The following is a 17428-nucleotide window of genomic DNA, read 5'->3' on the forward strand; positions in this document are numbered from 1 at the left end:
CATGAAGCGTGCCGCCTTCCTGCTGCTCGTGCTCGCGGCGGCCACGACCGGCGCGCAGGCCATGAGCATCCGCGAACTGCGCACGCTCGAAGCCGGCGAGAAGGACGGCAAGGCCTACGCCAGCTATTACCTCGTCGGCGTGCTCGAAGGTTTGCGCGAAGGCGTCGAGGCCTCCCAGCGCAACGGGCAGAAGCCGATCTTCTGCGTCGAGGGCCGCCGACTCGAGCCCTCCATGGCGCGCTCGCTCTACCAGACGGAGCTGAGCCGCAACGCCGACAGTTACGAAGCCGACATGCCCGTGCAACTGGTCATGTCCGGCGCCCTCCGCAACAGCTACCGCTGCACCCGATGACCGCTGCTCCTTCCGAATCCACCCGCCTTCCGCTCGACCGCATCCGCGAGGACGTGCGGTCCATGCACGCCTACGCGGTGCAGGACGCCACCGGCTTCATCAAGCTCGACGCCATGGAGAACCCCTTCGGCCTGCCGCCCGCGCTGCAGGCCGAGCTCGGTGCGCGGCTCGGCGCGCTGGCGCTGAACCGCTACCCGGGCGAGCGAGGCGCCGACCTGCGCCGCGCGCTGGCCGCGCATGCGCAGATGCCCGAGGGCTTCGAGCTGATGCTGGGCAACGGCTCGGACGAGCTGATCTCGCTGCTGGCCATCGCCTGCGACAAGCCCGGCGCCACGGTGCTTGCGCCGGTGCCCGGCTTCGTCATGTACGCCATGAGCGCCAGGCTGCAGGGACTGCGCTTCGTCGGCGTGCCGCTGACGGCCGACTTCGAGCTCGACGAGGCCGCCATGCTGGCCGCCATCGAGCGCGAGAAGCCCGCCATCGTCTACCTCGCATACCCCAACAACCCCACGGCCAACCTCTGGAACGACGCGGTGCTCGAGCGCATCGTCGAGGCCCAGGGCGCGCAGGGCGGCCTGGTCGCCATCGACGAGGCCTACCAGCCCTTCGCCGCGCGCAGCTACATCGACCGGCTCGCGAAGCACCGCCACGTGCTGCTGATGCGCACGCTTAGCAAATTCGGCCTGGCCGGCATCCGCCTGGGCTACCTGATGGGCCCGGCCGGGCTGGTCGCCGAGATCGACAAGGTGCGCCCGCCCTACAACATCAGCGTGCTGAACTGCGAGTGCGCGCTCTTCGCGCTGGAGCACGCCGGCGTGTTCGAGGCGCAGGCCCGGCAGATCCGCGAGGAGCGCGAGCGCCTGATGATGGGCCTGGGCCGCCTGCCCGGCGTGAAGACCTGGCCGAGCGACGCCAACATGATCCTGCTGCGCGTGCCCGATGCCGCCAAGACCTTCGAAGGCATGAAGGCGCATGGGGTGCTGGTGAAGAACGTTTCTAAAATGCACGATCTGCTCGCAAACTGCCTGCGCCTGACCGTCGGAACCGCCGACGAGAATGCGCGGATGCTCGCGGCACTCGAAGCCTCACTATGACCACCCCCACCACCACGGCCCTCGCGGGCGCCGCCGATCGCGTTGCGACCGTCACCCGCAACACCGCCGAGACGAAGATCACCGTCAGCGTCAACCTCGACGGCACCGGAAAGGCCAAGCTCTCGACCGGCATCGGCTTCTTCGACCACATGCTCGACCAGATCGCCCGACACGGGCTGATCGACCTCGAGGTCGACTGCCAGGGCGACCTGCACATCGACGGCCACCACACGGTGGAAGACGTCGGCATCACGCTGGGCCAGGCCGTGGCCAAGGCCGTGGGCGACAAGAAGGGCATCCGCCGCTACGGCCACGCCTACGTGCCGCTGGACGAGGCCCTGAGCCGCGTCGTCATCGACTTCTCGGGCCGCCCGGGCCTGGTGATGCACGTGCCTTTCACCAGCGGGATGATCGGCGCCTTCGACAGCCAGCTCACCTACGAGTTCTTCCAGGGCTTCGTGAACCACGCCTTCGTCACGCTGCACATCGACAACCTCAAGGGCGTCAACGCGCACCACCAGTGCGAGACGGTGTTCAAGGCCTTCGCGCGCGCCATGCGCGGCGCGCTCGAGCTCGATCCGCGTTCGGCCGGCGTCATTCCTTCGACCAAGGGCTCGCTCTGAACGCGTTCGTCAATCAGCTATGAAATCTGTAGCAGCAAACACCGTCGCGGTCGTCGACTACGGCATGGGCAACCTGCACTCCGTATCGCAGGCCGTGCGCCACGCGGCCGACCAGGTCGGCGTGGAAGTGTTCGTCACCTCCGACCCGGACGTGGTCCGCAAGGCCACTCGCGTGGTGCTGCCGGGGCAGGGCGCCATGCCCGACTGCATGCGAGAGCTGCGCGACTCGGGCCTGCAGGAATCGGTGCTCGAGGCGGCGGCGAGCAAGCCGCTGTTCGGCGTGTGCGTGGGCATGCAGATGATGCTGTCGCGCAGCGACGAGGGCCCGACCGACGGCCTCGGCCTCATTCCCGGCGAGGTCGTCAAGTTCGACCTGGCCGGGCGCCTGCAGCCCGACGGCAGCCGCTTCAAGGTGCCGCAGATGGGCTGGAACCAGGTGCGCCAGGCCCAGCCGCATGCGGTGTGGGCCGGGGTGCCCGACCTCAGCTATTTCTATTTCGTCCACAGCTTCTATGCCCGCCCGGCAAACCCCAAACACAGTGTGGGCGAGGCGGAATATGGCGCGAGCTTTACCGCAGCCATTGCACGCGATAACATTTTTGCAACCCAGTTCCACCCGGAGAAGAGTGCGGACCATGGGCTGCAGCTATATCGCAATTTCCTCCACTGGAACCCCTGAACCTGTTTTCCCGACCGGGCCGAAGCTTTGACAGCCCGGAATTCGCATACTCGCGTCACTTCCATGCTCCTCATTCCCGCCATTGATCTCAAAGACGGCCACTGCGTTCGCCTCAAGCAGGGCGACATGGATCAGTCCACCATCTTCAGCGAAGACCCCGCCGCCATGGCGCGAAAGTGGGTCGATGCCGGCGCGCGGCGGCTGCACCTGGTCGACCTGAACGGCGCCTTCGCCGGCAAGCCGCAGAATCACGCGGCGATCAAGGCGATCCTGAAGGAGGTGGGCGACGACATCCCGGTGCAGCTCGGCGGCGGCATCCGCGACCTCGACACCATCGAGCGCTACATCGACGACGGCCTGCGCTACGTGATCATCGGCACCGCCGCGGTCAAGAACCCCGGCTTCCTGAAGGACGCCTGCAGCGCCTTCGGCGGCCACATCATCGTGGGCCTGGACGCCAAGGACGGCAAGGTCGCCACCGACGGCTGGAGCAAGCTCACGGGCCACGAGGTGGCCGACCTGGGCAAGAAGTTCGAGGACTACGGCGTCGAGTCGATCATCTACACCGACATCGGCCGCGACGGCATGCTCTCGGGTATCAACATCGAGGCCACCGTCAAGCTCGCGCAGGCGCTCACCATCCCGGTGATCGCCTCGGGTGGCCTGTCGAACATGGCCGACATCGACCAGCTCTGCGCCGTCGAGTCCGACGGCGTCGAGGGCGTGATCTGCGGCCGCGCCATCTATTCGGGCGACCTCGACTTCGCCGCCGCGCAGGCCCGCGCGGACGAACTGGCCGCCTGACCCTCCTGCCGCGCAGCGCGTGCTCTCCGCGCTCGCCATCGCCAACTACCGATCGCTGCGGCAGCTGACCGTGCCGCTGGGCCGGCTCACGGTCGTGACCGGGGCCAACGGCAGCGGCAAGTCGAGCGTGTACCGCGCGATGCGGCTGCTGGCCGACATCGCCAACGGCGGCGTGATCCGCTCGCTGGTGCGCGAGGGCGGGCTTTCATCCACGCTGTGGGCCGGGCCCGAGCGCTTCTCGGCCGCCATGCTGCGCGGCGAGGTGCCGGTGCAGGGCACCGGGCGCAGCGAGCCCGTGGCGCTGAAGCTGGGCTTCGCTGGTGCCGAGGCCGAAGATTTCGGCTACGCCATCGACATCGGCCTGCCGCCGCCGATCCCGTCCACTGCGTTCTCGCACGACCCGCAGATCAAGCACGAAGCCATCTGGAGCGGCCCGCTGCTGCGGCCCTCCACGCAGCTGGTCGACCGCAAGGGCGCCGCGCTGCGGCTGCGCGAAGGCAAGGGCTGGCAGGCCGTCGGCCGACCGATTCCCGCCTTCGCCAGCATGATGACCGAGCACGCCGACCCGCGCGACGCGCCCGAGATGCTCACGCTGCGCGAGCAGATGCGCTCCTGGCGCTTCTACGACCACTTCCGCTCGGACGCCGACGCGCCCGCGCGCCAGCCGCAACTGGGCACCTACACGCCGGTGCTGGCCAACGACGGTGCCGACCTGGCTGCTGCGCTGCAGACCATCCGCGAGATCGGCGACAACGAGGCGCTGGACCGCGCCGTGGACGACGCCTTTCCGGGCGCCGGCATCGAGATCCGCGTGAACGGCGACCGCTTCGAGACGCTGATGCACCAGCACGGCCTGCTGAGGCCGCTGACGGCCGCCGAACTCTCCGACGGCACGCTGCGCTACCTGCTGTGGATCGCGGCGCTGCTCACGCCGCGTCCGCCCGCGCTGCTGGTGCTGAACGAACCTGAGACCAGCCTGCATCCCGACCTGCTGCCCGCGCTGGGCCGCCTCATCGCACAGGCGGCGGGGCAGTCGCAGGTGATCGTGGTGTCGCATGCCGCCCGGCTCATCTCGGCGCTGGATGACAGCGACGGCATGCAGCCGGTGGTGCTGGAAAAGCGTTTCGGCGAGACCCGCATCGCGAATCTCGACATGAGCGAGATCCCGCGATGGGAGTGGCCTGCGCGCTGAACCTGTCGGCCCCCGGCTTTTCACTCCGCTTCGCTGCGTGTAATTCGCCACCCCCCGAGGGGGAGGCGTGGCCCGCCTTGGGGCGGCCCGGCGGCGGCCACCCGGCCTGCCTATTCAGCCTTCACCGACATCGTCTGGATGATGGTTTCCAGCTGCGCGCTCATCGGCAGGTTGATGCTCTCGCCCGAGGGCAGCTTGCGCAGGAACCAGCGCTTGTACTGCCGCTCGATCTCGCCGTCTTCTGCCAGCACCTGGAAGGTGTCGACGACCACTTTGTTGAGCTGCGGGTCGCCCTTGCGGTACATGATCCCGTAGGGGTCGTAGGAGAGGAAGTCGCCGACCACCTCGTAGTCGGCCTTCGCGGCGTCCCTGGCGATCAGGCCGTAGAGCAGCACGTCGTCGGTGGCGAAGGCGTCGGCCTGGCCGCTTTTCACGAGACCGAAGGATTCGGCGTGGTCGCGCGCCACCTGCAGGTCGATGTTGAGCTTGAACTTCTGCGACAGGTCGCGCAGCGTCTTCTCGTTGGTGGTGCCGGCCGTCACCGCCACCTTGCGGTTGGCGAGGTCGCGGAAGGACTTGATCGGCGAGCCTTTCTTCACCAGCACCTTGGTGCCCGAGACGAACATCGTTGGCGAGAAGCTCACGCGCTTCTGGCGCTCCAGGTTGTTGGTGGTGGAGCCGCACTCCAGATCGACCTTGCCGCTTGCGACCGCGTCGATGCGCGAGTCGGAGGTCACGGGCACCCACTTGATGGTGAGGCTCTTGTTCACCGCGTCCTCTATGGCCGTCACCAGCGCGCGGCACAGCTCGATCGAATAGCCGATGGGCTCGCCGCGCGCATTGAGGTAGGAGAACGGCACCGACGACTCGCGGTAGCCGATGGTGATGGCGCCAGTCTCGCGGGCCTTGGCCAGCGTGCCAGTGAGTTGTTCCTGCGCCCGCGCGGGCGCCGCGGGCAGGGCAGCGGCAAGAACCACGGCCGCCAGCAGCGCGGCGAAAGCGGATGGCAGTGTGCCGATGCGCTTCATGGTGCTACAGCTCAGGCGTGCGCCGGGTGGGCGAGGGTGGCGTTGGCCTCCTCGTCGAGCGCCTTGGCATTGACCTCGGCATCGCTCTCGGAGAGCAGCTCGCCTTCCCACTTGGCGACCACCGCCGTGGCGATGGAGTTGCCCACCGCGTTGGTGGCCGAGCGGCCCATGTCGAGGAAGGTGTCCACGCCCAGGATCAGCAGCAGGCCGGCCTCGGGAATGTCGAAGTGGTTCAGCGTGGCGGCGATCACCACCAGCGAGGCGCGCGGAACGCCGGCCATGCCCTTGGAGGTGAGCATCAGGATCAGCAGCATCGTGATCTGCGTGCTGATCGGCATGTGGATGTTGTAGGCCTGCGCGATGAAGAGCACGGCGAAGGTGCAGTACATCATCGAGCCGTCGAGGTTGAACGAGTAGCCCATCGGCATCACGAAGCTGGAGATCTTGCGCTTCACGCCGAAACGGTCGAGCGCCTGCAGGATCTTCGGATAGGCCGCCTCGGAACTGGCCGTGGCGAAGGACAGCAGGAAGGCTTCCTTGATGAGCACCAGCAGCTTGAGCACGCGCGGGCCCAGGAACAGGAAGCCCGCCAGGATCAGCACGCTCCACAGCACGAACAGGCCAAGGTAGAAGTCGCCCATGAACACCGCGAACTTCAGCAGGATGCCCAGCCCGTTGACCGCCACCGTCGCGGCCATGGCGGCCAGCACGGCCAGCGGTGCGAGCTTCATCACGTAGCCCGTGATCTTGAGCATCGCGTGCGAGAGCTCCTCGATGGCGGCGACCAGCGTCTTCGCCTTGTCGCCCAGCGAGGCCAGGGCCACGCCGAAGAACATCGAGAACACCACGATCTGCAGGATCTCGTTGTTGGCCATGGCCTCGACGAAGGACTTGGGCACCGTGTGGCTCACGAAGTCCTTGAGCGTGAACTTGGCGGTGGCGAGGTTGGCCGAGGCGCCGATGTCCGGCAGCGGCAGCCCGAGGTTCTCGCCGGGCTTGAGCAGGTTGGCCATGACCAGGCCAATGACCAGCGAGATCAGCGAGGCGGTGAGGAACCAGCCGATGGCCTTGCCGAACACGCGGCCCACCGACTTGGCGTCGCCCATGTGCGCGATGCCCACCACCAGCGTGGAGAACACCAGCGGGCCGATCAGCATCTTGATGAGGCGCAGGAAGACGTCCGAGACGATGGAGACGTAGTCCGCGATTTCCTTGGCGGCCTTCTTGTCCGGAAAGCTGGTGAAGATCATGTAGCCGACGATGATGCCCAGCACCATCGCGATCAGGATCCATGCGGCCATCGGCAGCTTCTTCATTCGTATCCCCTTTTGTCGTGTGAGAGTGGTTTTTTCCGGGAGCGCGGGACCGGCCTGCACCTTGTCTCCCGATGCAGGCCGCCACAGGTTATCCAAGAAGGCCCCGGGCGCGCAATGGCCCGGGATGCCAGTTCCGTGCCACTGCACGGGCGCTGCCTACAATTCCTCACATGGAAACCAGCCTGATCGAGTTCCGCGGCCAGCCCGCCATGCGCGCCACGGGCGCCGGCGGAAGTACCGTCACCATCGCACTGCATGGCGCCCATGTGCTCTCGTGGACCACGGCCGACGCCGTGGAAAGGCTCTACCTGAGCCCTCGCGCGGTATTCGACGGACAGGCCGCCATCCGCGGCGGCATACCCATTTGCTGCCCGCAGTTTAACCAGCGCGGCATGCTGCCCAAGCATGGCTTCATGCGCAATTTGCCTTGGGAAAACGCCCCTTCCGACGACCCCCAGACCCTTCGCCTGATGCTGCGCGACAACGAGGCCACGCGCAAGCTCTGGCCGCACGCTTTCGAGGCACGGCTGGATGCCACGCTGAGCCCCGGCGGGCTGCGCACGGCGCTCACGCTGGTCAACACAGATGCCGTGCCCTGGTCCTTCACCGCCGCGCTGCACACCTATCTGCGCGTCGACGACATCGCCGATGCGCGCCTGAAGGGCCTGCAGGGCGCCGATCGCTGGGATTCGCTGACAGACGAGCGCCATGCCGAAAAGTCGGAGGCGCTGCAATTCGATGCCGAATTCGACAGCGTCTACGGCGCACCGGCCCGGCCGCTGCATCTGGCGCAGCCCGGTGGCACCGTCGAAATCTCCCAGAGCCCCACCTGCACCGAAACCGTGGTCTGGAACCCAGGCGCCGTGCTCGGTGCGAAACTCGCCGACATGCCCGAAGACGGCTGGCGCCACATGCTCTGCGTCGAGGCGGCCCGCATCGACGAGCCTGTGCTGCTCGCGCCCGGCGCCCAATGGCTCGGCTGGCAGCAGCTGCGCGTTCTCTGACCACCCCACCGGTTCCTTCCCCACCATGCTTGCCAAACGCATCATTCCCTGCCTCGACGTCACCGGCGGCCGTGTCGTCAAGGGCGTCAACTTCGTCGAACTGCGTGACGCCGGCGATCCGGTCGAGATCGCCGCGCGCTACAACGCGCAGGGCGCCGACGAACTCACCTTCCTCGACATCACCGCCACCAGCGACGGCCGCGACCTGATCCTGCCGATCATCGAAGCCGTGGCCTCCCAGGTCTTCATCCCGCTGACCGTGGGCGGCGGCGTGCGCACCGTGGCCGACGTGCGCCGGCTGCTCAACGCCGGCGCCGATAAGACCAGCTTCAACTCGGCCGCCATCGCCGATCCGCAGGTGATCAGCGATGCGTCGCAGAAATACGGCTCGCAGTGCATCGTGGTCGCCATCGACGCCAAGCGCCGCAGCCCCGAGGAGGCCGCCACGCGCGGCGCGGGCTGGGACGTGTACAGCCACGGCGGGCGCAAGAACACCGGCCTGGACGCCGTCGAATGGGCCACCGAGATGGCGCGCCGCGGCGCCGGCGAGATCCTCCTGACCAGCATGGACCGTGACGGCACCAAGAGCGGCTTCGACCTGGAGCTGACCCGCGCGGTGAGCAACGCCGTGAACGTGCCGGTGATCGCCTCGGGCGGCGTGGGCAGCCTGGACGACCTGGCCGACGGCATCCAGACCGGCGGCGCCGACGCGGTGCTGGCCGCGAGCATCTTCCACTACGGCGAGCACACGGTGGGCGAGGCCAAGGCCCGCATGGCAGCGCGGGGCATTCCCGTGCGCATCGACCGCTGAATGACCCTGCCGAAGGCCCGCCGGACGCCTGTTCGAGGGTCTTTGGCCATCCCCGACAATACCGTCCATGAACTGGCTCGATGAAGTGAAGTGGGACGCGAACGGCCTGGTGCCCGTGATCGCGCAGGAACAGGGCAGCAACGACGTGCTGATGTTCGCCTGGATGAACCGCGAGGCGCTCGAGAAGACCGCCGAGCTGGGCCGCGCGGTGTATTTCAGCCGCTCGCGCAACAAGCTGTGGTTCAAGGGCGAGGAGTCGGGCCACGTGCAGACCGTGCACGAGATCCGCCTGGACTGCGACAGCGACGTGGTGCTGCTCAAGGTCACCCAGCTCGGCCACGAGCCCGGCATCGCCTGCCACACCGGCCGCCACAGCTGCTTCTTCAACAAGTACGGCAACGGCGGCTGGAAGGCCGTCGAGCCCGTCTTGAAAGACCCGGAATCGATCTACAAGTGACGGCCACAGTGAACAACGACAGCACCTCCGACGCGCTCGCCCGCCTGGCCGCGGTCATCGAAAGCCGCCTGCCTGCGCGCGGCGGCGACCCCGAGAAAAGCTACGTGGCGCGCCTGCTGCACAAGGGGCCGGACGCCTTCCTCAAGAAGATCGGCGAGGAAGCCACCGAGGTCGTGATGGCCGCCAAGGATGCCGACCACGGTGGCGACCGCTCGAAAATAGTGAACGAAGTGGCCGACCTGTGGTTCCACACCATGGTAGCGCTGGCGCACTACGGTTTTTCCCCGTCCGACGTCACGGCCGAGCTGGAGCGCCGCGAGGGCACCAGCGGCATCGAGGAAAAGGCGCTTCGCAAGGTGAAGGCGCGGGAAGCCGAAGCCCCCAACGATTGAAAGGACACCTGTCATGGCCAACGACATCGTGAACGTGGAACCCGACGACTCGCTCAAGACCTGGGGCTGGGTCAGTTACATCCTGCACCTGATCGTGGCCATCGGCGCCGTCGTGCCGGGGGCGCAGGCCTCCGTGCTGCTCCTGCTGATCGCGCTGGTGATCGACTTCGTCAAGCGCGACGACGCGGCGGGCACCTGGCAGGCCTCTCACTTCAGCTGGCGCATCCGCTCGGTGCTCTGGGCGGGGCTGCTGTACATCGTCACCTCGTGGCTCTGGCTGCTGTTTCTCGTGCCGGGCTGGATTGCCTGGAGCCTGATCTCGCTGTGGTTCCTCTACCGGATCGTGAAAGGCATGATCCGGATGAACGACGGCCGTCCCATGGAACCCAAAGATGTCATCTGATCCGAACTGCGTCTTCTGCAAAATCATCGAGGGCAAGATTCCCTCCCGCAAGGTCTACGAGGACGAGGACCTGTTCGGCTTCCACGACATCGCGCCCTGGGCGCCGGTGCATTTCATGCTGGTGCCCAAGAAGCACATCGCCTCGATGGCGCAGCTGACGCCCGAAGATTCGGCGCTCATGGGCAAGATCATGACCGTGGCGCCCAAGCTGGCCCTGGAGCAGGGCTGCAGGCCTTATCCGGAGGGGGGCTTCCGCGTCGTGGTCAACACGGGCGCGGAAGGTGGGCAGGAGGTTCACCATCTCCATGTCCATGTCATGGGTGGCCCCCGGCCATGGCTTCGCGGCTGACGGGCATTAGGACAAACTGTCACATTCCGCCCGACTAAAATCGGACACATTCTTAGGAGTTCTCCATGGGTTCTTTTTCCATCTGGCACTGGCTGATCGTGCTGCTCGTCGTGGTCATGATCTTCGGCACCAAGAAGCTGCGGAACATGGGTTCGGATCTTGGAGGCGCCGTCAAGGGCTTCAAGGACGGCATGAAGGACGGCGCGTCCTCCGATGCCCCGGCCGCCTCTTCGGCTCCCGCCCAGCAGGTGACCGGCCAGCCGGCCAACAGCGACAAGTCGGCGATCGACGTCGAAGCGCGTCAGAAGTCCTGAGCACGGGCAGCAGCACGTGCTCGACCTCGGCATTGAGAAGCTGGCGCTGATCGGCGTCGTGGCGCTGATCGTCATCGGCCCGGAAAAGCTGCCGCGCGTCGCCCGCACCGTGGGCACGCTGCTGGGCAAGGCGCAGCGCTACGTGAACGACGTCAAGGCCGAAGTCAACCGCTCGATGGAGCTCGACGAGCTCCGCAAGATGAAGACCACCGTCGAGGATGCGGCGCGCGACGTCGAGCACAGCATCCACACGGGCGCGAGCGAGTTCGAGAAGCAGTTCAGCGGTTCGGGCGAAACCCTCTCGGCGCTGGCCGAACCCGAGCCGCCACCGCCGCCGGTCTACAAGCACCCCCGCAAGAACTGGCGCCTGAAGCAGGGCGCCACGCCGCAGTGGTACAAGGCGCGCAACGGCGTGCGCACCAAGGCGCTCTCGGGCGCGGCGCGCGTCGCGCGCTTCCGTCCGCACAAGATCAACTAAGGGCCGGGCTCCCACTACCGCGCTCCCCGGGCGCCGGCCGGCGTCACGCTATCTCCTCTTCTTCCCAATGGCCGATTCCGACAGCAAGAGCAAAGACAAAGAAGACGAGCTCGCGGGCACCGAACAGCCGTTCGTGGCGCACCTGGTCGAGCTTCGCGACCGACTGCTCTACTGCGTCTACGGCCTCGTGGTCGCGGGCATCCTGCTGGCCATCTGGCCGGGCCCGGGCGGCCTGATCGACCTGATCGCGCTGCCGATCAAGGCGCACATGCCGCACGACGCGAAGCTGATCGCCATCGGCGTGTTCTCGCCCTTCTTCGTGCCGCTCAAGGTGCTGATGATGGCGGCCGTGCTACTGGCGCTGCCCTGGCTCATGTACCAGGCGTGGATGTTCATCGCGCCGGGCCTCTACAGTCATGAAAAGCGTTTCGCGCTGCCGCTGATTTTCTTCGGCAGCCTGCTGGCCTATGCGGGCATCGCCTTCGTGCAGCTCTTCGTGCTGGACAAGATGTTCAGCTTCATCCAGCGCTTCGCGCCGGCCGCGGTGCAGGCGACACCCGACATTTCCTCCTACGTCGAGGCGATCCTGTCGCTCTACATCGCCTTCGGCGTGGCGTTCCAGGTGCCGATCGTCGTCATGTTGCTGGTGCGTTTCGAGATGGTGACCATCGAGAAGCTGCGCTCCTTCCGCGGCTACTTCATCGTGGTCGCGTTCGTCGTGGCCGCGGTGCTCACGCCACCCGACGTGGTCTCGCAACTGGCACTGGCCGTGCCCATGTGCCTGCTTTACGAGGTGGGCATCATCGGGGCCAAGTACTTCGCCAGCACCGGCAAGAAGCCCGAAGAAGAACAGAGCGCCGACTCGGCTTCCAGCTAGTTTCCAGGAGTCGGGCGGCAGCACTCAGCCCACGCTGCGGCCGTCAACGTCCCCAAGAAATTCCAGAAACACCGCGGAACCGGCTTTGCCGGCCGCTGGTGTTGCCCCCGGAAACGGGTTGGCGCAGCGACACGAAGTGCGCGAAGCCTGGGGGTGAACCTATTCCTGTTGATTGGGCACCTGCCGCACCGGGCTCTTCGGCCGCAGGCCCGGCGTCACGTCCAGTTCCATCTTGTCGCTGCCGCGCTGCAGCGCGAAGCGCGAGGTGCTGCCGGGCTTCAGGCCGGCCACCGCGGTCAGCAGGGCCTGCACGTTGTCCGTCTTCTTCTCGCCCACCGAGGTGATCACGTCGCCCGGGCGGATGCCTGCCTTGGCGGCGGGGCCGTTCTGCAGCACCCCGGTGATGATCACGCCCGCGTCGGCCTTCACGCCGAAGGTCTCGGCCAGTTCGGGTGACAGGTCGCTGGGCTCCACGCCGATCCAGCCGCGGCGCACCTGGCCTTCCTTGACGATGCCCTCGAGCACGATCTTGGCCATCGACACCGGAATGGCGAAGCCGATGCCCATGCTGCCGCCCGAGCGCGAGTAGATCGCGGTGTTGATGCCCTGCAGGTTCCCGTTCACGTCGATCAGTGCACCGCCCGAGTTGCCGGGGTTGATGGCGGCGTCGGTCTGGATGAAGTTCTCGAAATTGTTGATGCCCAGCTGGTTGCGGCCCAGCGCCGACACGATGCCGCTGGTCACGGTCTGGCCCACGCCGAAGGGGTTGCCGATGGCCAGCACCTGGTCGCCGACCTGCAGGCCGTCGGAGTCGCCCAGCACGATCACGGGCAGCTTGTCGAGCTCGATCTTCAGCACCGCCAGGTCGGTGTCGGGGTCGGTGCCGATCACCTTGCCGCGGGTGTGCCGGCTGTCGTTGAGCGTCACCTCGATCTCGTCGGCGCCTTCCACCACGTGGTTGTTGGTGAGGATGTAGCCGTCCGGGCTCACGATCACGCCGCTGCCCAGGCCCACCTGGGGCTGGTCGTCCTGGTCGCCGAAGAAGAAGCGGAACCACGGGTCGTTGCTGCGCGGGTGGCGCTGCGCGGCCTTGCTGGTGTTGATGCTCACCACCGCCGGAGAAGCCTTCTTGGCCGGCGCGCTCAGGCTGCCGGGCGCCGCGATGTTCGGGTTGCTCGCTGGCGCCTCGACGATGGAGACCACCCCGCCCAGCGAGGTCGCGCGCTTGTTGATCCACTCGGGCTTGAGCGTCGCGACGACGAAGTAGGCCGCCAGCAGGACGGTCACGGCTTGGGCAAATAGCAGCCAGGTGCGTTTCATGAAAGATTGGTGAAAAAGGCGTTGGAAGACCGCATGCAGCGCGGCAATGTTGTCAATTGTCCCTCAACCGGGCGGACCAGAACCCGCTCCGGCCGGTCGAGATTCGGGCCGCCGGGGGACGTGAATCCGGGTTAACACTTACGATTACGGGTCGGCCCCACCCGGTCCGTCTGTTTTCCGGCCTCCGTGCCGCCTATCCGGCGGCTGCGGCCAGGCCTTCCGTCGGCGCGCCATTCTTCCGTTTTCTCACCCGGTCCTGCGGGCTGGCGCGCGGCCAAGACCTTCCTGCCAGCCATGACTTCAGAAGCAACCTTTCCGGACGGCGCGCAGCCGGCACCGGCGCGCACGCTCGGTTCGAGCGATTACAAGACCCTCGGCCTGTCCGCCCTCGGCGGCACGCTGGAGTTCTACGATTTCGTCATCTACGTGTTCTTCGCCACCGTGCTGGGGGCGCTGTTCTTCCCGGCCGACATGCCCGACTGGCTGCGCCAGCTGCAGACCTTCGGCATCTTCGCGGCCGGCTACCTGGCGCGTCCGGTGGGCGGCATCGTCATCGCGCATTTCGGCGACATCTTCGGCCGCAAGCGCATGTTCACGCTGTCGATCTTCCTGATGGCTGCGCCCACGCTGGTGATCGGCCTGCTGCCGACCTACGCGAGCATCGGTGTCGCGGCGCCCCTGCTGCTGCTGGCGATGCGCGTGCTGCAGGGCGCGGCCATCGGCGGCGAAATGCCCGGCGCCTGGGTGTTCGTGGGCGAGCACGTGCCGGGCAAGCGCTACGGCCTGGGCATCGGTGTGCTGACCTCGGGCATCACCGGCGGCATCCTGCTGGGCTCGCTGATCGCGGTGGCCATCAACCGCCACTATTCGCCGCAGCAGGTGAGCGACTTCGCGTGGCGCATCCCCTTCATCCTGGGCGGCGTTTTCGGGCTGGTGTCGGTGTACCTGCGCCGCTTCCTGCACGAGACGCCGGTGTTCAAGGAGCTGGCCGGTCGCCGCAGCGCCTCGCGCGAGCTGCCGCTGCGCACCGTGCTGCGCGAGCACCGCCTGGCCTGCGTGTACGTCGGGCTGCTGACCTGGGTGCTGTCGGCCGCCATCGTGGTCGTGGTGCTCTACACGCCCACCTATCTGCAGAAGGTGCATCACATTCCGGCCGCCATGGCGCTGGAAGCCAACGCGCTCGCCACGCTGACGCTCACGCTGGGCTGCGTGCTGGCCGGCTGGGCCAGCGACCGCATCGGCACCCGCACCGTGATGCTGATCGGCTGGGGCGGCCTGCTCGTCACGGCCTACCTGTTCTACAGCGGCCTGCCCGGGACGCCGGCGATGCTCTTCTGGCACTACGGCCTGGTGGGCCTGTTCGTGGGCACCATCGCCACGGTGCCGATCGCGGGCGTGCGCGCCTTTCCGGCGCCGGTGCGCTTCACCGGGCTCTCCTTCGCCTACAACATGTCGTATGCGGTCTTCGGCGGGCTCACGCCGGTGATCCTGACGCTCTGGCTGCAGCACGACACGATGGCGCCCGCGCACTACGTGGCGGCGCTGGCCGCGCTGGGCTTCCTGCTGGCGCTGCTGCCCCTGGCCGCGCGCGGCCATGCGATGCGCGACGGTGGCGTGGCGCCCGCGCACGGCGCGACAATGGGGCGATGAGCACAACCCGCCACGAACTGCTTCACGCACTCGACCTGCTGCTGGCCCCCGGGCGCTTCAAGGACTACGGACCGAACGGCCTGCAGGTCGAAGGGCGTACCGTGGTGCGAAAGATCGTCTCGGGCGTGACCGCCAGCCGTGCGCTGATCGAGGCCGCGATCGGCGCCGAGGCCGACGCAATCTTCGTCCACCACGGCCTGTTCTGGCGCGGCCAGGACGGCCGCGTCACCGGCTGGATGAAGCAGCGCCTGGGCCTGCTGCTGGGCCACGACATCAATCTCTTCGCCTATCACCTGCCGCTCGACGCGCACCCCGAACTGGGCAACAACGCCCAGCTCGGCCTGAAGCTGGGGCTCGTGGCGTATGCCGGCCCTGGAGGCCGCTTCGGCGAACAGGAGCTGGGTTTCATCGGCACGCAGGAAGGCGGCGGGAGCTTCGACAGTGCCAAGGCGCTGGCCACCCACGTCGAGAGCGTGTTGAAAAGACCGGTGACGCTGGTCGAGCCGGCGCAGCGTGCCGTGAGGAACATAGCGTGGTGCACCGGCGGCGCGCAGGGCTACTTCGAAGCCGCCATCGCGGCCGGTGCCGATGCCTTCATCACCGGCGAGATCTCTGAGCCGCAGGCCCACTACGCGCGCGAGATGGGCGTGGCCTTCCTCGCCTGCGGGCATCACGCCACCGAGCGCTACGGCGCGCCCGCGGTGGCCGCGCACGTGGCTGCGCAGCTCGGGCTGAAGCACGAGTTCATCGACATCGACAACCCGGCATGAGCAGCGCCATTGCCATCACCTTGGGTGACCCCGCGGGCATCGGGCCGGAAATCATCGTCAAGGCCTTCCGCGACGCGCCTGACGCCACGCATGGCGCCTTCGTCGCCGGCGACGTAGGCACGCTGCGCAAGGCATCTCAGGCCCTGGCCGCCGATGGCCGGCCGGGCTGGCCAGTGCTGGAAATCGAATCCGTCGCCGAGGCCGCAACCGTACCGCCGGGCTGCATTCCGGTGCTGCAGGTGATCGCGCCGCCCGATGGCATCGAAACGGGCCGCATCAGCGCCGAGGCCGGCCGTGTGGCGGGCGAGTGCGTGGTGTGGGCCGCGCGGGCCGCGCTGCGCGGGGAGATCGGCGCCCTCGTGACCGCGCCGCTGCACAAGGAAGCGCTATCGGCCGCCGGCTTTCCGTACCCCGGCCACACCGAGTTGCTGCAGGCGGAGGCGGCCGCGCACCTGGGGCGCACCGTGGCCGACGTGCCGGTGCGCATGATGCTGGCCAACGACGAACTGCGCACCGTGCTCGTCAGCATCCACATGTCGCTGCGCAAGGCCATCGAGGCAGTGCGCTTCGAGGGTGTGCTCGAAACGCTGCGCATCACGCACCGCGCGCTGAGCCACGCGCTGGGCCGCGCGCCGCGCATCGGCGTGGCGGGCCTCAACCCGCATGCGGGCGAGGGTGGGCTGTTCGGTTCGGAAGAGCAGGAAATCATCGCGCCGGCCGTCGAGGCTGCGCGCGCCGAAGGCATCGATGCCAGCGGGCCTCATGCGCCCGACACCGTCTTCATGCGCGCGCGCGCCAAGGCCGGCGTGCCGTCCAGCGGCGAATTCGACGTGGTGATCGCGATGTACCACGACCAGGGCCTGATCCCGGTCAAGTACCTGGGCGTGGAGAAGGGCGTCAACGTGACGCTGGGGCTGCCGCTGGTGCGCACCAGCCCCGATCACGGCACCGCGTTCGACATCGCGGGAACGGGGCTGGCCGATGCCTCGAGCCTTGTCGAGGCACTGCGCATGGCCCGGGTGCTCGGGGGCGTTTGATCAGGAGCGTTTGAGGCTGTCGCGGATCTCGCGCAGCAGCACCACGTCTTCGGGTGTTTCAGGGGCTGCGGCGGGCGCCGGCTCTTCGCTGCGCTTCAGGCGGTTGATCTGCTTGACCATCATGAAGATGATGAAGGCGAGGATCACGAAGTTGACGGCGATGGTGATGAAGTTGCCGTACGCCAGCACAGGAACGCCTGCCTTCTTCAGGTCGGCCAGCGTGTTCGCCACCCCTGGCGGCACGGTGCCCAGCACCACGTAGAGATTCGAGAAATCGAGCTTGCCGAACACCACGCCCACCAGCGGCATGATGATGTCGGCCACGAGCGAGTCGACGATCTTGCCGAAGGCGGCACCGATGATCACGCCGACCGCGAGGTCGATGACGTTGCCCTTGACGGCAAATTCCTTGAATTCACTGAGGATGCTCATGATTCAAAAGGCTGCTGGAGCTCTGCTGTTGAAGGAGAGCCGAGTA

General features: G+C 67.3%; 22 protein-coding genes. 18 read left to right on the forward strand and 4 right to left on the reverse strand.

What is annotated here, in order from left to right:
• Nucleotide 1 precedes the first annotated feature (1 nt).
• From ABL844_RS06440 to ABL844_RS06465, 6 genes are all read left to right on the forward strand, one after another.
• On the forward strand, nt 2–352 hold the full coding sequence (locus tag ABL844_RS06440) for a hypothetical protein (RefSeq protein ID WP_418130793.1): 351 nt from the start codon (nt 2–4) through the stop codon (nt 350–352).
• Entirely contained in the window at nt 349–1446 is a 1098-nt protein-coding gene (gene hisC / locus ABL844_RS06445) for a histidinol-phosphate transaminase (protein ID WP_418130794.1), read from the forward strand. Before ABL844_RS06440 ends, hisC begins: the two co-directional genes overlap by 4 nt.
• Nucleotides 1443–2069: an imidazoleglycerol-phosphate dehydratase HisB gene (hisB, locus tag ABL844_RS06450; protein ID WP_418130795.1), complete on the forward strand. Its 627-nt coding sequence runs from the start codon at nt 1443–1445 to the stop codon at nt 2067–2069. Before hisC ends, hisB begins: the two co-directional genes overlap by 4 nt.
• Nucleotides 2070–2088: 19 nt before the next feature.
• Nucleotides 2089–2748, forward strand: coding sequence for an imidazole glycerol phosphate synthase subunit HisH (gene hisH, locus ABL844_RS06455; protein WP_126023010.1), 660 nt, complete (start codon nt 2089–2091; stop codon nt 2746–2748).
• 63 nt (nt 2749–2811) lie between these two features.
• A complete protein-coding gene (hisA, locus tag ABL844_RS06460) occupies nt 2812–3552 on the forward strand; it encodes a 1-(5-phosphoribosyl)-5-[(5-phosphoribosylamino)methylideneamino]imidazole-4-carboxamide isomerase (protein ID WP_093196354.1) in 741 nt (246 codons plus the stop codon).
• Between the two features lie 19 nt (nt 3553–3571).
• On the forward strand, nt 3572–4744 hold the full coding sequence (locus ABL844_RS06465) for an AAA family ATPase (RefSeq protein ID WP_418130796.1): 1173 nt from the start codon (nt 3572–3574) through the stop codon (nt 4742–4744).
• Between the two features lie 110 nt (nt 4745–4854).
• On the opposite strand, the gene ABL844_RS06470 is transcribed toward ABL844_RS06465, so the two are convergent.
• Both ABL844_RS06470 and ABL844_RS06475 read right to left on the reverse strand, forming a co-directional pair.
• Nucleotides 4855–5772, reverse strand: coding sequence for an amino acid ABC transporter substrate-binding protein (locus ABL844_RS06470; RefSeq protein ID WP_418130797.1), 918 nt, complete (start codon nt 5770–5772; stop codon nt 4855–4857).
• A gap of 11 nt (nt 5773–5783) precedes the next feature.
• On the reverse strand, nt 5784–7088 hold the full coding sequence (locus tag ABL844_RS06475; RefSeq protein WP_418130798.1) for a dicarboxylate/amino acid:cation symporter: 1305 nt from the start codon (nt 7086–7088) through the stop codon (nt 5784–5786).
• A gap of 170 nt (nt 7089–7258) precedes the next feature.
• Here ABL844_RS06475 and ABL844_RS06480 point away from each other — a divergent pair, with 170 nt between their 5' ends.
• The 9 genes from ABL844_RS06480 (at nt 7259) to tatC (ending at nt 12173) form a co-directional block, all read left to right on the forward strand.
• Nucleotides 7259–8092 (forward strand): D-hexose-6-phosphate mutarotase, encoded by an 834-nt coding sequence (locus tag ABL844_RS06480; protein WP_418130799.1) that lies wholly within the window; start codon nt 7259–7261, stop codon nt 8090–8092.
• A gap of 25 nt (nt 8093–8117) precedes the next feature.
• A complete protein-coding gene (gene hisF, locus ABL844_RS06485; protein ID WP_126023015.1) occupies nt 8118–8903 on the forward strand; it encodes an imidazole glycerol phosphate synthase subunit HisF in 786 nt (261 codons plus the stop codon).
• Nucleotides 8904–8961: 58 nt separating this feature from the next.
• The gene (gene hisI / locus ABL844_RS06490) at nt 8962–9360 is read left to right on the forward strand and encodes a phosphoribosyl-AMP cyclohydrolase (protein ID WP_418131883.1); all 399 of its coding nucleotides are present in this window, start codon (nt 8962–8964) and stop codon (nt 9358–9360) included.
• The gene (locus ABL844_RS06495; RefSeq protein ID WP_126023016.1) at nt 9357–9752 is read left to right on the forward strand and encodes a phosphoribosyl-ATP diphosphatase; all 396 of its coding nucleotides are present in this window, start codon (nt 9357–9359) and stop codon (nt 9750–9752) included. The genes hisI and ABL844_RS06495 overlap by 4 nt, the downstream gene beginning before the upstream one ends.
• A gap of 13 nt (nt 9753–9765) precedes the next feature.
• On the forward strand, nt 9766–10155 hold the full coding sequence (locus tag ABL844_RS06500; RefSeq protein WP_126023017.1) for a DUF4870 family protein: 390 nt from the start codon (nt 9766–9768) through the stop codon (nt 10153–10155).
• Nucleotides 10145–10504 carry a histidine triad nucleotide-binding protein gene (locus ABL844_RS06505; protein WP_418130800.1) on the forward strand — a complete coding sequence of 120 codons (360 nt, stop codon included), beginning with the start codon at nt 10145–10147 and terminating at the stop codon, nt 10502–10504. Before ABL844_RS06500 ends, ABL844_RS06505 begins: the two co-directional genes overlap by 11 nt.
• 65 nt (nt 10505–10569) lie before the next feature.
• Nucleotides 10570–10818, forward strand: a complete 249-nt coding sequence (tatA, locus tag ABL844_RS06510) for a Sec-independent protein translocase subunit TatA (protein WP_093196339.1) — start codon at nt 10570–10572, stop codon at nt 10816–10818.
• Between the two features lie 16 nt (nt 10819–10834).
• Nucleotides 10835–11296: a Sec-independent protein translocase protein TatB gene (tatB, locus tag ABL844_RS06515; protein ID WP_019654392.1), complete on the forward strand. Its 462-nt coding sequence runs from the start codon at nt 10835–10837 to the stop codon at nt 11294–11296.
• A 67-nt stretch (nt 11297–11363) separates the two neighbouring features.
• Nucleotides 11364–12173 carry a twin-arginine translocase subunit TatC gene (gene tatC / locus ABL844_RS06520; protein ID WP_184635118.1) on the forward strand — a complete coding sequence of 270 codons (810 nt, stop codon included), beginning with the start codon at nt 11364–11366 and terminating at the stop codon, nt 12171–12173.
• A gap of 159 nt (nt 12174–12332) precedes the next feature.
• Here tatC and ABL844_RS06525 read toward each other — a convergent pair whose 3' ends face one another.
• Nucleotides 12333–13493 (reverse strand): trypsin-like peptidase domain-containing protein, encoded by a 1161-nt coding sequence (locus tag ABL844_RS06525; RefSeq protein ID WP_126023019.1) that lies wholly within the window; start codon nt 13491–13493, stop codon nt 12333–12335.
• A 294-nt stretch (nt 13494–13787) separates the two neighbouring features.
• Between ABL844_RS06525 and ABL844_RS06530 the strand changes: the two genes are divergently transcribed.
• The 3 genes from ABL844_RS06530 to pdxA are packed head-to-tail and all read left to right on the forward strand — an operon-like array spanning nt 13788 to nt 16950.
• The gene (locus ABL844_RS06530; protein WP_418130801.1) at nt 13788–15143 is read left to right on the forward strand and encodes an MFS transporter; all 1356 of its coding nucleotides are present in this window, start codon (nt 13788–13790) and stop codon (nt 15141–15143) included.
• Nucleotides 15140–15913: a Nif3-like dinuclear metal center hexameric protein gene (locus ABL844_RS06535; RefSeq protein ID WP_418130802.1), complete on the forward strand. Its 774-nt coding sequence runs from the start codon at nt 15140–15142 to the stop codon at nt 15911–15913. Before ABL844_RS06530 ends, ABL844_RS06535 begins: the two co-directional genes overlap by 4 nt.
• Nucleotides 15910–16950, forward strand: a complete 1041-nt coding sequence (pdxA, locus tag ABL844_RS06540) for a 4-hydroxythreonine-4-phosphate dehydrogenase PdxA (RefSeq protein WP_418130803.1) — start codon at nt 15910–15912, stop codon at nt 16948–16950. Before ABL844_RS06535 ends, pdxA begins: the two co-directional genes overlap by 4 nt.
• On the opposite strand, the gene mscL is transcribed toward pdxA, so the two are convergent.
• Nucleotides 16951–17382: a large conductance mechanosensitive channel protein MscL gene (gene mscL, locus ABL844_RS06545; protein ID WP_126023023.1), complete on the reverse strand. Its 432-nt coding sequence runs from the start codon at nt 17380–17382 to the stop codon at nt 16951–16953.
• Nucleotides 17383–17428 lie beyond the last annotated feature (46 nt).

Source organism: Variovorax sp. 278MFTsu5.1 (assembly GCF_048305045.1).
In the GTDB taxonomy this organism is placed as follows: domain Bacteria; phylum Pseudomonadota; class Gammaproteobacteria; order Burkholderiales; family Burkholderiaceae_C; genus Variovorax; species Variovorax guangxiensis.